Here is a 12587-nt window from a genome sequence, read left to right as displayed (position 1 = left end):
GATCAACAACCGCCGCGGTCCGGGTCGTGCTCGGTGATCACGGGAGCCAGGTCGATCAAGGCGTCGCCCGGGGGCTGATAGCGCCCGGGCACCCGAACCTCGATCATCGCGTCCCGGCCGATCGCGGTGAAGATCGCGCCGCCGTCGGCCTCCTCGGGGAACCAGTCGACGCCGTTGGCCGTGAAGCAGGTGACCGCGCCGGCCATGGCGGCCGGCCGCTCGACGCCACAGCGGAGCGTGATGGTCGGGGAACCCCAGGCGGCGGCGTAACGACCCGGCGTGACGTCGCGCCGGGGCTGGCCGAGCACCCGCTCCGGCAGCGCGGACATCACGGCAGCACAGGCCGCGGCTGCGGGTCCCGTCGGGGTCGGCTCGTCGAGGGCGACCGTCTGCGTACATCCCGCCGCGAGCAGGAGCGCCGCTCCCAGGCCGAGGCGGCGCAGTCGTACGGGCTTCAGATGTGCACCACCGGGCAGGTGACGGTGCGCGTGATCCCCTCGACGGTCTGCACCTTCGCCACCACGAGTTGGCCGAGCTCGTCGACGTTGGCCGCCTCGGCCCGGACGATCACGTCGTACGGTCCGGTCACGTCCTCGGCCAACGTCACCCCCGGGATCGTGCCGATCTTGGCGGCGACCTCGGCGGCCTTCCCGACATTGGTCTGCACCAAGATGTATGCCTGTACCACCATCGCGTCGGTCTCCTTCGTCACTCTGCTCCAGACCGGCCGCGATCTAGGTAGCAGCGCCGCCGGATGCCGCCACGGTACAGCGTTGGCGGTTGGGCCCGCGACCGGTGGTGTCGGAAGACGGATCGACGATGAGGGCAAGGAAGGGAAACGCATGAGCGAGCCGACGATCGGGGAGTTGGGCGAGTTCGGGCTGATCGAGTTGATCACCGCCGACCTGCCGGAGACACCGGCGGTGGTGATCGGCCCCGGTGACGACGCCGCCGGGGTGACGCTGGAATCACCGGTCCTGGTGACGACCGACGTCCTGGTCGAGAACGTGCACTTCCGCCGGGCCTGGTCGACCGGGGCCGATCTCGGCCGGAAGGCGATCGCGGTCAACGTCGCCGACATCGAGGCGATGGGCGGCCGGGCGGTCGCCGTGACGCTGGCCCTGTCCGCGCCACCGGACACCACGGTCGCCTGGGCGCGCGAGTTCGCCGCCGGCGTCCGCGCCGAATGCGCCGCCGCCGGGGTCGCGCTGGCCGGCGGCGACATCACCGGGGCGGGCGAACTGGTCGTCTCCGTCACCGCGCTCGGCGTCACCGACGGGCGGGCGCCGGTGCGCCGGAACGGTTGCCGGGTCGGTGACGTGGTTGCGGTGCGCGGCAGGCTGGGCTGGGCCGCCGCCGGGCTGGTCGTCCTCGGCCGCGGGTTCCGGTCGCCGCGGGTCGTGGTCGAGGCCCAGCGGGCACCCGAGGTTCCGTACGGGGCCGGGGCCGAGGCCGCCGAAGCCGGAGCCACCGCCATGATCGACGTCTCCGACGGCCTGCTGGCCGACCTCGGCCACCTGGCCCGAGCCTCCGGCGTGACGATCGACGTGACCGCCGGCGCCTTCGAGATCCCGGAACCGCTGCAGGCCGTCGCCGCCGCGACCGGCACCGACCCGCTCCGCCTCGTCCTCACCGGCGGCGAGGACCACGCCCTGGCCGCCACCTTCCCCGCTCCGGACGCGGTCCCGGACGGCTGGCTCGTCGTCGGCACCGTACGAGCCGGCGACCCGGCCGTCCTCGTCGACGGCGAACCCTGGCCCGACGAAGACCGCGGCTGGAAGCACTTCTGACCCCGTAAACCCCGCCGACCGGTCACAAAAGCAGCGCTTTTGGCGGCGTGTCGCTGCAGAAGTGACGTGTCGGTGCGGAGGCGGCGCGCCCGGGGCCGAAGTCGTCCACGCGGCGGAGGTCGGCGCCTTTCCTGCGTGTCCGCGACCGTTCGTCGCAGCCGCGACTGGTGCAACGGTCGCGGAGGCGAGCAATGGTCGCGGCTGTCTGCCGGGAGGCTGCGTCGGATCTGAGCAGCCGACCTGAGGTCAGCGGGTTCGGAGGGGGCGGTGGCTGGGATCGCGGGGTGTGCCGAGGAAGAGGGGGAGGCCGCCGTGCCAGTCGGGGGCCTGGCCGGCCAGGAGTTGGGTCGGCGTCTGGCCGGAGATCGTGCGGCACTCGCGGGACAGGTGGGCCTGGTCGGCGTAGCCGGTCTCGGCGGCGAGCTCGGCGAGCTGCGCGTACGGACGGCTCCGGGCCAGTCGCATGAAGCGCTGCAGCCGCAGGATCGAGCGCAGGGTGGCCGGACCGTAGCCGAAGTAGCGCTGGCTGCGGCGCTCCAGCTGCCGTTCGGTGATCGCGGTCTCGGCGGCCAGGTCGCTGATCCGCCAGTTGCGGCCGGCCAGGGCCATGCCGATCCGGCCGGCCCACGGGTCGGTGTCGTCGGTCCGCCGGCGCAGTTCGCGGGCGAGGTCCTCCAGCACCGCCACCCGGGCCGTCGGGTCGGGCGCCTCGTCCAGGCGCGCGGTCACGGTCCGGCCGAGCCGTTCGCCGGCGAGGTCGGCCAGCCCGGCGCGCCGGTTCCGGAGCTCGTTCAGCGGCGTCCGGAACAGGTCCGCGACCAGGCCCGGCCGGAACCGGATCCCGACCGACTTCCTGCCCGGCGGCAGCGAGAACGTCCAGGCACTGGTGTCCGGCCCGCAGAGCAGCACGCCGGCGCCCTCCAGCCACATCACGTCGATGCAGCCGTCCGGCACCAGCCGGTGGGTGCCCTCGATCTCGGCGGTCCAGGAACAGACCAGCCGATCGGCGAGATCGGGCGCCACGGCGCGCGGCACGTACCAGGTCATGATTCGAACAGTAAACCCAAGCACTGACACCGGGCGGCGTGTACCGGGCCTCGCGGAGGTCCCGATCGCGTAGGCTCGCGACCATGGCGACCCGCGCGTCTTCCCCGTCGCGGTCTCGAGCCTCCGGCGGTTCCCGCTCCGGTTCGAACTCGCGGTCGAGCGGAAGCAAGAAACAGTCGGCGAGCAAGAGCCAGTCGACGAGAATGAGGAACGTGCCCGGAAAGGCTTCCGGCCGGCCTCGTTCCGGACGAGGCTCGGCTCGGAACCGACAGCCCCAGCGGCGTTCACTGCCCCAGGTGATCGGCGGCGGTCTCGCCACGCTCTGGCTCGGCATCGCCGGTGCGCTGGGCAACGGCCTGCGCCGGATCGGCAACGACGCCAAGGAACTCGACCCCGAGCTCCGCCGGGACGGCGTCGGCCTGTTCCTGGTCGGCGTCGCGGTGATCTTGGCGGCTCAGTTCTGGTTCGGCCTGCCGGCGCCGGTCGGCCCGGTGATCAAGGTCGGCGTCACCAGTGTGATCGGTACGCTCTCGTACGCCGCTCCGCTGCTGTTCGGCCTGATGGCCTGGCGCACCCTGCGCCGCCCGGACCGCAACGGACCGGCCGGTCGCCAGATGATCGGCTGGTCGGCGATCCTGCTCGGCCTGCTCGGCTTGATCAACGTCGCCAAGGGCCTGCCGCGGACCGACAAGCCGGAGCTGCTGCGCGAGGCGGGCGGCATCCTCGGCTACATCTCCTCGACCCTGCTGGCCGACCTGCTCACCGTGTGGGTGGCGGTGCCGCTGCTGGTGCTGCTGCTGTTGTTCGGCCTGATCGTGGTGATCGGGATTCCGCTGCACCAGTTGCCGGACCGGATCCGGTCGCTGCGCGAGTTCATGCAGCGGCCCGGCGACGATGATGATCTTGACGATACCGAGGTGTACGGCACCGAGAAGCCGTACGAGTCCGTGCTGACCATCGAGGCCGATCAGGCACCGGCCGGCGAGCTGACCACCGGCCGCGACATCACCGCGGAGCCGGAACCGGACGAGTTCGACGCCGAGGAGCCGACGGTGATCGTCGACGAACCGGGCGACCGCAAGCCGGGCAAGCCGGTGACGGCCGGCCTGCCGCCCGGCGTGACGGTGCACGGCGAAGATCAGGAACTCGAACCGCCGCTGCACACGCCGATCCCGCAGCGGGTCGAACAGCTGCAGCTGTCCGGCGATGTGCAGTATCTGCTCCCGGACTCCGAGGTGCTCAAGCAGGGCAGCGTGCACAAGGCGCGCACCGAGGCGTCCGATTCGGTGGTGCACCGGCTGACCGGCGTCCTGCAGCAGTTCGAGATCGACGCCAAGGTGACCGGCTACACCCGGGGCCCGACCGTCACGCGGTACGAGGTCGAGCTGGGCCCGGCGGTGAAGGTGGAGAAGGTCACCGCGCTGTCCAAGAACATCTCCTACGCCGTGGCCAGCAACGAGGTCCGGATCCTGTCGCCGATCCCGGGCAAGTCCGCGATCGGCATCGAGATTCCCAACACGGACAAGGAAGTCGTCTCCCTCGGCGACGTGCTGCGGTCCAACGTGGCCCGCAATGATCAACATCCGATGACGGTCGCGCTGGGCAAGGACGTCGAGGGCGGGTTCGTGACGGCCAACCTGGCCAAGATGCCGCACCTGCTGGTCGCCGGCGCGACCGGCTCCGGCAAGTCCAGCTTCATCAATTCGATCATCACGTCGATCATGATGCGGGCCACGCCGGACGAGGTGCGGATGATGCTGGTCGATCCGAAGCGGGTCGAATTGACCGCGTACGAAGGCATTCCGCATCTGGTCACGCCGATCATCACCAACGCGAAGAAGGCGGCCGAGGCGCTGCAGTGGGTGGTCCGCGAGATGGACCTGCGCTACGACGACCTGGCCGCGTTCGGCTTCCGGCACGTGGACGACTTCAACAAGGCGGTACGGGCCGGTTCCGTCACCCCGCCGGAGGGGTCGGAGCGGGTCCTGACCGCGTACCCCTATCTGCTGGTGATCGTCGACGAGCTCGCCGACCTGATGATGGTCGCGCCGCGCGACGTCGAGGACTCGATCGTCCGGATCACCCAGCTGGCCCGGGCCGCCGGCATCCACCTGGTGCTGGCCACGCAGCGGCCGAGCACCGACGTGGTCACCGGTTTGATCAAGGCCAACGTGCCGAGCCGACTCGCGCTGGCGACGTCGTCGATGACCGACTCGCGGGTGATCATGGACCAGCCGGGCGCGGAGAAGCTGGTCGGGCAGGGCGACGCGCTGTTCCTGCCGATGGGCTCGAGCAAGGCGATCCGGATCCAGGGCTCCTGGGTCAGCGAGACCGAGGTGCGCTCGGTGGTCAAGCACGTCACCGATCAGCTGAAGCCGATCTATCGCGAGGATGTCACCGAGAAGCCGGAGAGCAGCACCAAGGTCGCCGAGGACATCGGAGATGATCTTGAACTGGTGCTACAGGCGGTCGAGCTGGTGGTCAACCTGCAACTCGGCTCAACCTCGATGCTGCAACGCAAGCTCCGGGTCGGGTTCGCCAAGGCCGGCCGGCTGATGGACATCCTGGAGACCCGCGGCGTCGTCGGTCCCTCGGAGGGGTCGAAGCCGCGCGAGGTGCTGGTCAAGCCGGACGATCTCGAAGCCGTGATGGAGAATCTCCGGTCCTCCTGATCCCCGCTCGGCCCGCGCGGTGGCGTGCGGGCCGGGGCTCGGCTCAGTAGGCTGCGGCGGATGTATTACATCGACTTCCTGACCGAGGTCCATCGTCGGCACCGTCCGGGCGCCTATCTGGAGATCGGTGTCGCCAGCGGCAAGAGCCTCCGGCTGGCCGAGTGCCGGGCGGTCGGGATCGATCCCGCCTTCGCGATCACGGCCCCGTTGGACAACGACGTCGCCGTGTTCCGGACCACCAGCGACGAGTACTTCAACCGCCCGGATCCGTTGCAGGCAACGGGAGGGCAGCCGTTCGAGCTGTCCTTCATCGACGGCCTGCACCTGTTCGAGTTCGCGCTGCGCGACTTGATCAACGCCGAGCGGACCTCGAGCCCGCACGGCGTGATCATCATCGACGACATGTTCCCGCGTACGGTCGACGAGGCGGCCCGGGTCCGGCACACCGACGCCTGGACCGGCGACGTGTTCTGGATCATCGACGTGCTGGCGCGGTATCGGCCCGGCCTGACCGTCGTCGGCGTCGACACGCGGCCGACCGGCCTGCTGCTGGTGTTCGGGCTCGACCCGTCCGACACCACGCTGGCCGATCACTACGACGAGATCCTGGCCGACTACCGCCGGGCCGACCCGCAGCCAGTGCCGGACCAGGTGCTCCAGCGGTCGATCGTGTTCCCGGCGGACCGGCTGCTCGAGTCCGAGTTGATCGAGGAGACCCGGTCGGCCGAGACGCCGGCCGCGATCCAGGCGAACCTGCAGCGGGTGGCTGCGGCTCGCCTGGGCACGGCCTTCGTCACGGCGTGAAGATCCGCGTCACGGCGTGAGGATCCGCGTCACGGCTTGATCAACCGGCGGATCCGGCGGTAGACGGCCCGGGCGGTGCGCGGCGCGGTCAGCACCGGAGCCGCGCCGGCCGGGCCGACCGGATTGAGCGATGCCGGCTTCGGCGCCGCTGCGGCCGGTTGCGGGGTGGTCGGCTTCGCGACCTTCGGCGGCACGGCAGCGACCGCCGGCTCCTTCGGCGGTACGGCGGCCGGCCGCGGGATCACCTGCATCCGGCCGATCGGCGAGACGTCGAGCAGCAGCTCCAACGGCGTCCTGGCGGTGCCGAACCGGGTCGACAGCTGGACCCGGCCGCTGAGCCCGGAGACGTACGCCTCGAGCACGCCGACGCCGTCCTGCTCGACGATCCGGGCCGGCACCCGGAGGCCGCCCAGCCCGATCTCGCCGGCGAGGTCCGTACCCGGTTCGGCGACGATCCGGGGCAGCGTGAGCCGCAGCAGCGTGCCCCGGGCCGAGTCGGTGATGCTCGCGTCGCCCGCGTCGGCCTGCTGGACCAGGCTGGCCCGGACGCAGCCGGCGTCGAGATGCAGTCGGTCGTCGATCGTGACCACGCCGACCGGCCGGCCGTCGAGCACCGCGCCACTGGGCGCGCCGCCGCGGAGTGGCGCCTGGGCCCGGATCCCGACCGCCACCAGGTCGCCGTACAGCTGGTGGATCGCCGTCTCCAGCGGCCGGCCGTCCCAGCTCGACCGCGGATCGAGCTCGGCCTGCAGCCGGACCCCGCGGGAGCCCTCGGCGTCGCCGGCGCTGAGCCACTGGGTCCGGGCCGGCAGGATCAGCTCGGTTCCGGCAGCCGGTTCGCGGACCCGGAGCACCCCGGTCGGCTCCGCGTCGTCCGCCGCCAGCCCGGTGAACCGGCCGGTCGCCTCGATCAGCAGCCGGCCCTCGGTCCAGCGCAGCGTCGGCCGGTCCCAGCTCAGGCTCACCGGTGGGTGCCGCGCGTCCAGGGTGCGCAGCCGTTCCGCGACGCCACCGCTCAGCAGCGACGGGTCGGACACCGGCGCGGGCTGCCAGCGCCTGCGGCCACGAAGGTCGAGGGCGGGGTAGCCGGCCAGGACGGCGACCGCCGGCCCGGCGGCGAGCAGCGGGCCGCGCTCACCGGGCAGAACGGCCACCGGAGCCGCCGCCGCGAGGCCGCGCCGGATCAGCACGGCCGGCTCCCGTACGGCAGCGGCGCGGAGGTCGTCGGCCGGGGCGGGCAGGCCGAAGACGACCGGGTCGGTGAACGCGCCGGCCAGTCCCACCGAACGCCCGACCACCAGGTCGGCCTCCGGCGCCCGGCCGGTCAGCAGTTCCAGGGAGCGGGGGAGCAGCCGGTCCTCGGGCCGGACCGCCAGCACCCAGTCGCCGGTGGCCGGCCGGATCGCGGCCGCGGCGAGCTCGGCCTCCGAAGCCGCGCCCTCGTCGGCGACGAGCCGCAGATTGGGGCGGCGGCCGGCGCTCACCGTCGGCCCGATCGCGTCCGGTCCGAGCGAGGCCGGGACCGCGACGACGACCTCGAACTCGTCCAGCCGCAACGATTGGCGGTCCAGCGAGCCGAGCAGCCCAGCCAGATCGGCCGGCTCGACGACGGGCACGATCACACTGACTCTTGGTGTTCTTGTTCCGTTCACCTCAGGTGTCATGCCGCCTCATCCTGGCAGCACCCGCGGTGGTTCGGCAGCCCGAACCACCGCGGGCCGTCACTTCAGCAGGTTTCCAGCGGCGTCGCGTCGACGAGGCCGTACTCGCTGCGGGCGTCCAGCAACAGCGGGATCAGGCCCCGGTCGGGCTGCGCCAGCGGGACCAGCCGGCCCTCGTCGGCCGCCTGCGACGAGATGCCGTGCACGGCCAGGGTCGGCTTCAGCTGCTCGTACTGCTCGCCGGTGAGCCGGTAGCCGCACATCGGGTGCGGTTCGACCTGGTCGGCGTCGGTCGGGATCATGTCGTCCTGGCCGGCGAAGTAGATCACGCCCGAGCCGTCGGCCCCGGCCTCGGTCTGCCGCTCGGCGGCCGCGGCGGTCTCGGTGATCAACGTGTCACGCTGCTCCTGCACCAGCTGGATGCTGCCCAGCGCGCTGTTGTAGTTGACCGTGACCCGGCGCCGGTTGGTCAGGGCGGGGTCGGCCTCCTCCGCGTCGTCCAGCGGCGCGTTCGCGGTCTCGCTGAGCATGCCGACGACGTTGGCCAGGCCGGCGTAGTTGCGCAGGATCCGGGCCTGGCCGTCCCCGGCGACCTGCAGGTACGGCTCGCCGTCCTTGATCAACTGGCCGTAGACGCCAGACGTGTAGCCGAGCGAGGTGACCTGCGCGGACGCGTACTCCTCGCTCATCTCCCGGGCCAGATCGTGCAGGCGGGCGTCGACGTTGCGGTTGCGCGGCCACAGGTGGAGCAGGTCGGTGTCATAGTGCTCGCGCGGCCCGTACTCGTGCAGATCGTTGAGCACGTCCGGCTTCCAATCGCGGATCACCTTGAGCACCGCCTTCGCCTCCGGGGTGGCGGCGGCCAGGTAGTCCCGGTTCACGTCGGTGCCGTCGGCGTTGCCGCGGGTGTCGGCGACCCAGCCGTCCGGGTTGGCGTTGATGAACAGCACCGTGGTCCGTTCCAGGAACCGGGTCACGGCCGCGTCGGTGCTCAGGGCGAGATCGCGGGCCAGCTGCAGGCAGGCCTCCCGGCCGGACGGCTCGTCGCCGTGCACCGAGCAGACGAACAACGCGACCGATCCCTGCGCGGCCTCGGCGACCGGCTTCGGCGCCGGGGCGCCGACCGAGACCAGTTGCAGCGGGCGGCCCTCGGTGGTGCGGCCGATGTTCTCGACCTTCACCCGTTCGCTGGCCGAGTCGAGCGAGCGGAGGTAGCGCAGGCTCTGCGGGTGGCTGGTCCAGGTCGCGCCGTTCGACGTCTCGAACGGTGTCGGCAGCGGGCTTCCCGGTGCGGCGGCGAGGGCCTGCGCGATCGGACGGTCGGCGCCGGCGCCCGGGTTGGGCTCCGCCTGCGCCGAGACGGCGACGGCGGTGGTGAGCAGGGCCGCAGTGGCGGCCGCCGCGAGGACGAATCGAGGTTTCATGGTGCGGGTTCCCCTTCGTTGGGTGGTACGGCGGTGAACGTCACTCAAATTCGTCGGAAGGACCCTGTCAATGGCCCCGGCGCCCGGGATCGGCGATGCCGGAACCGCCGTGCGGCGCTGTCATACTGGTCCGGTCATGACTGCAGAAACCCGCTCCGATTCCCTGACTTCGGTTCACCTGATCACCCTCGGCTGTGCCCGGAACGAGGTCGACTCGTCCGAACTCGCGGCCCGGCTCGAGGTCGGCGGCTTTCAGCTGGTCGACGACCCCGAGGCCGCCGACGCCGTGATGGTGAACACCTGCGGCTTCATCGAGGCGGCGAAGAAGGACTCGGTCGACACGCTGCTCGCCGCCGCCGACCTGAAGACCGACGGCAAGGCGCAGGCCGTGGTCGCGGTGGGCTGCATGGCGGAGCGGTACGGCAAGGAACTGGCCGACTCGCTGCCCGAGGCGGACGCGGTGCTCGGCTTCGACGACTACGCCTCGGTCGCCGAGCGGCTGCAGTCGATCCTGGCCGGCAACCAGCACCAGGCGCACGTGCCGCGGGACCGGCGCACCCTGCTGCCGATCTCGCCGGTGGACCGGCAGGCCGCCGCGGGCGGCGCCGCGATTCCCGGGCATGCCCCGGTCGCGCCGGACCTGCCGACCGGTCTCGCGCCGGCCAGCGGGCCGCGGGTGGTCCGGCGGCGGCTGGACGGCGCGCCGTCGGCGCCGCTGAAACTGGCCTCGGGCTGCGACCGGCGCTGCACGTTCTGCGCGATCCCGTCGTTCCGCGGCGCGTACGTGTCGCGGACGCCGGACGAGATCGTCGCGGAGGCGCGCTGGCTGGCCGAGAACGGCGTCCGGGAGGCGTTCCTGGTCAGCGAGAACTCGTCCTCGTACGGCAAGGACCTGGGCGACATCCGGCTGCTGGAGCGGCTGCTCGGCGACCTGGCTGCCGTGGACGGGCTGGACTGGGTCCGGGTGTCGTACCTGCAGCCGGCGGAGACCCGGCCGACACTGGTCCAGACCATGGCCACGACGCCCGGCGTGGTCCCGTACTTCGACCTGTCGTTCCAGCACGCGTCGGCGCCGGTGTTGCGCCGGATGCGGCGGTTCGGCCACACGGAGACGTTCCTGGGTCTGATCGAGTCGATCCGGGCGCTGGCTCCCCGGGCCGGGATCCGGAGCAACGTGATCGTCGGCTTCCCGGGCGAGACCGAGGACGACGTCCAGGTCCTGTCGGACTTCCTGATCGCGGCCGGCCTGGACGCGATCGGCGTCTTCGGCTACTCCGACGAAGAGGGTACGGAAGCGGTCGGCTTCGACGGCAAGCTCAGCGAGGACGAGATCGAGGACCGGCGCAACCGGCTGACCGACCTGGCCGACGAACTGGTCGCGGCCCGCGCCGAGGAACGGATCGGCGAGCCGGTCCGGGTGCTGATCGAGGAAGTCGCCGACGGCGAGGTGATCGGCCGTGCCGAGCACCAGGGTCCGGAGGTGGACGGCGCGACGACCGTCACCGGGCTGACCGACGCGCGGCCCGGCATGATCGTCTCCGCGACCGTGATCGGGACCGACGGGGTCGACCTGATCGCCGACGCCGGTGAGCCGGCGTGACCAGCGATCCGCCGGTCGAACCTCGGGAGGCTTCTCCCTGGAACGTTCCGAACGCCCTGACGGTGTTCCGGATCATCTTGGTCCCGGTCTTCGCCTGGATGCTGCTGGCCCATCCCGATCAGCCCGGCTGGCGGATCGCGACGACGCTGGTCTTCGCGCTGGCCATCGGCACCGACTGGATCGACGGCTATCTCGCCCGTAAGTACAAGATCGTCACCAGCTTCGGCAAGCTCGCCGACCCGATCGCCGACAAGGCGCTGACCGGGATGGCGTTCATCGGGTTGTCGATCATCGGCGAGCTCTGGTGGTGGGTGACCATCGTGATCCTGGTCCGCGAGTGGGGGATCACGATCATGCGCTTCGTCATGCTGCGGTACGGGGTGATGGCGGCCGGCCGCGGCGGCAAGATCAAGACCGTCGTCCAGGCCGCGGCCTTGATCATCGCGCTGTTGCCGCTGCCCGGCTGGGCGTTGCCGATCTCCTGGACCGTGATGGGCGCTGCGCTGGTGCTCACCGTGATCACCGGCATCGACTACGTGCTGGAGGCGCGCCGGCTGCGGACCGGGAAGTGGACCGGGTGACCGACCCGGAGCAGCTGGCTGCTGGGGTGATCGCCCGGCTGATCGAGCGGGGGGAGACCCTGGCCACCGCGGAGTCGCTGACCGGCGGCTTGCTCGGTGCGTTGCTGACCGGCATCCCGGGCGCCTCGCTGGCGTACCGCGGCGGGCTGATCGTCTACGCGACCGACCTCAAGGCCACCCTGGCCGGCGTGGCCGAGGAGACCCTGGCCCGGGACGGCGCCGTCGCCCAGAGCACGGCGGCCGAGCTCGCTGCCGGCGCGGCGGACCGCTGCGGCGCGACCTGGGGCCTGTCCGCGACCGGGGTGGCGGGGCCGGACCGCCAGGAGGGCCATCCGGCCGGGACGGTGTTTGTCGGGCTGGCCGGGCCCGATGGGCCGGAGGTGCGCCGGCTCTCGCTGTCGGGGGATCGGGCTGCGATCCGCGGGCAGACCTGCGTGGGTGCGCTTGATCTGCTGCTGGGCAGACTGACCGAAATCCAGCGCACTTCGCCCTGATCCTCACCGATCCGGCCCGATTCCGACGAAGTGCCCTCGATACCGGTCACGATCTCGGAATGCGGGCGGCCCGCGTGGTGTTCGGGAGTGGTGTGCGTGAGTTGTCGGACGGGGTGGGTAGAGTTTCGGTATGCGACCGGAGGATTCGTTGAGGCCAGTGCTGATGCGCGAGTTGATCGGCGAGTCCTTGCGTGAAGAACGAGTCACGCAGGGCAAGACGCTGCGCGAGGTCTCCAAGGAGGCCCGGGTGAGCCTGGGCTACCTGTCCGAGGTCGAGCGCGGCCAGAAGGAGGCGTCCAGCGAACTGCTGGCCTCGATCTGCGGCGCCCTGGAATTGCCACTCTCCGTCGTGCTCGGCACCGTGAGCGAGAAGATGGCCCGCCAGGAACTGCTGGCCAAGGTCCCGACGATCCGCCCGGTGGCCAGCGTCGCCGCCGCCTGAATTGCACGCTGCTCTGTATTGGGTGAACGGGTTGAGGATCTGCCGTCGCCAGAGCAGGTTCCGCTGAGTCTC

The 12587-nt window shown here is 71.6% G+C and carries 12 protein-coding genes; 7 read left to right on the top strand and 5 right to left on the bottom strand.

What is annotated here, in order from left to right:
- Positions 1–2: 2 nt before the first annotated feature.
- Together BKA15_RS03465 and BKA15_RS03460 are read right to left on the bottom strand one after the other, a co-directional pair.
- Positions 3–413 (bottom strand): DUF3515 family protein, encoded by a 411-nt coding sequence (locus tag BKA15_RS03465; protein WP_179758210.1) that lies wholly within the window; start codon positions 411–413, stop codon positions 3–5.
- Between the two features lie 41 nt (positions 414–454).
- The gene (locus BKA15_RS03460; protein ID WP_218871046.1) at positions 455–691 is read right to left on the bottom strand and encodes an Lrp/AsnC family transcriptional regulator; all 237 of its coding nucleotides are present in this window, start codon (positions 689–691) and stop codon (positions 455–457) included.
- Positions 692–842: 151 nt separating this feature from the next.
- Here BKA15_RS03460 and BKA15_RS03455 point away from each other — a divergent pair, with 151 nt between their 5' ends.
- Positions 843–1790 (top strand): thiamine-phosphate kinase, encoded by a 948-nt coding sequence (locus BKA15_RS03455; protein ID WP_179748114.1) that lies wholly within the window; start codon positions 843–845, stop codon positions 1788–1790.
- A 246-nt stretch (positions 1791–2036) separates the two neighbouring features.
- Here the strand turns inward: BKA15_RS03455 and BKA15_RS03450 are convergent, their stop codons facing one another.
- On the bottom strand, positions 2037–2837 hold the full coding sequence (locus BKA15_RS03450) for a helix-turn-helix domain-containing protein (RefSeq protein ID WP_179748112.1): 801 nt from the start codon (positions 2835–2837) through the stop codon (positions 2037–2039).
- Positions 2838–2920: 83 nt separating this feature from the next.
- On the opposite strand from BKA15_RS03450, the gene BKA15_RS03445 reads away from it, so the two are divergent.
- Together BKA15_RS03445 and BKA15_RS03440 are read left to right on the top strand one after the other, a co-directional pair.
- Positions 2921–5509 (top strand): DNA translocase FtsK, encoded by a 2589-nt coding sequence (locus BKA15_RS03445; protein WP_179748110.1) that lies wholly within the window; start codon positions 2921–2923, stop codon positions 5507–5509.
- Between the two features lie 60 nt (positions 5510–5569).
- Complete coding sequence (locus BKA15_RS03440; protein WP_179748108.1) at positions 5570–6313, top strand: class I SAM-dependent methyltransferase; 744 nt, start codon at positions 5570–5572, stop codon at positions 6311–6313.
- A gap of 29 nt (positions 6314–6342) precedes the next feature.
- On the opposite strand, the gene BKA15_RS03435 is transcribed toward BKA15_RS03440, so the two are convergent.
- A complete protein-coding gene (locus BKA15_RS03435; RefSeq protein WP_179748106.1) occupies positions 6343–7977 on the bottom strand; it encodes a hypothetical protein in 1635 nt (544 codons plus the stop codon).
- Positions 7978–8039: 62 nt separating this feature from the next.
- Complete coding sequence (locus BKA15_RS03430) at positions 8040–9398, bottom strand: M14 family zinc carboxypeptidase (RefSeq protein ID WP_179748103.1); 1359 nt, start codon at positions 9396–9398, stop codon at positions 8040–8042.
- Between the two features lie 136 nt (positions 9399–9534).
- Here BKA15_RS03430 and rimO point away from each other — a divergent pair, with 136 nt between their 5' ends.
- From rimO to BKA15_RS35260, 4 genes are all read left to right on the top strand, one after another.
- Positions 9535–10998 (top strand): 30S ribosomal protein S12 methylthiotransferase RimO, encoded by a 1464-nt coding sequence (rimO, locus tag BKA15_RS03425; RefSeq protein WP_179748101.1) that lies wholly within the window; start codon positions 9535–9537, stop codon positions 10996–10998.
- Positions 10995–11579 (top strand): CDP-diacylglycerol--glycerol-3-phosphate 3-phosphatidyltransferase, encoded by a 585-nt coding sequence (gene pgsA / locus BKA15_RS03420; RefSeq protein ID WP_179748098.1) that lies wholly within the window; start codon positions 10995–10997, stop codon positions 11577–11579. Before rimO ends, pgsA begins: the two co-directional genes overlap by 4 nt.
- On the top strand, positions 11576–12073 hold the full coding sequence (locus BKA15_RS03415) for a CinA family protein (protein ID WP_312878807.1): 498 nt from the start codon (positions 11576–11578) through the stop codon (positions 12071–12073). The genes pgsA and BKA15_RS03415 overlap by 4 nt, the downstream gene beginning before the upstream one ends.
- Before the next feature lie 130 nt (positions 12074–12203).
- A complete protein-coding gene (locus BKA15_RS35260; RefSeq protein ID WP_179758207.1) occupies positions 12204–12515 on the top strand; it encodes a helix-turn-helix domain-containing protein in 312 nt (103 codons plus the stop codon).
- Positions 12516–12587: the final 72 nt, after the last annotated feature.

Source organism: Microlunatus parietis, from assembly GCF_013407955.1.
Taxonomy (GTDB): Bacteria; Actinomycetota; Actinomycetes; order Propionibacteriales; family Propionibacteriaceae; genus Microlunatus; species Microlunatus parietis.
This window is presented reverse-complemented; position numbering and strand designations above follow the sequence as displayed.

Coding starts and splice junctions, on each gene's coding strand:
- BKA15_RS03435 (WP_179748106.1), bottom strand. CDS start 7,977: ATGACACCTGAGGTGAACGGAACAAGAACACCAAGAGTCAGTGTGATC.
- BKA15_RS03455 (WP_179748114.1), top strand. CDS start 843: ATGAGCGAGCCGACGATCGGGGAGTTGGGCGAGTTCGGGCTGATCGAG.
- BKA15_RS03445 (WP_179748110.1), top strand. CDS start 2,921: ATGGCGACCCGCGCGTCTTCCCCGTCGCGGTCTCGAGCCTCCGGCGGT.
- BKA15_RS03460 (WP_218871046.1), bottom strand. CDS start 691: ATGGTGGTACAGGCATACATCTTGGTGCAGACCAATGTCGGGAAGGCC.
- BKA15_RS03430 (WP_179748103.1), bottom strand. CDS start 9,398: ATGAAACCTCGATTCGTCCTCGCGGCGGCCGCCACTGCGGCCCTGCTC.
- BKA15_RS03450 (WP_179748112.1), bottom strand. CDS start 2,837: ATGACCTGGTACGTGCCGCGCGCCGTGGCGCCCGATCTCGCCGATCGG.
- BKA15_RS35260 (WP_179758207.1), top strand. CDS start 12,204: ATGCGACCGGAGGATTCGTTGAGGCCAGTGCTGATGCGCGAGTTGATC.
- rimO (WP_179748101.1), top strand. CDS start 9,535: ATGACTGCAGAAACCCGCTCCGATTCCCTGACTTCGGTTCACCTGATC.
- BKA15_RS03440 (WP_179748108.1), top strand. CDS start 5,570: ATGTATTACATCGACTTCCTGACCGAGGTCCATCGTCGGCACCGTCCG.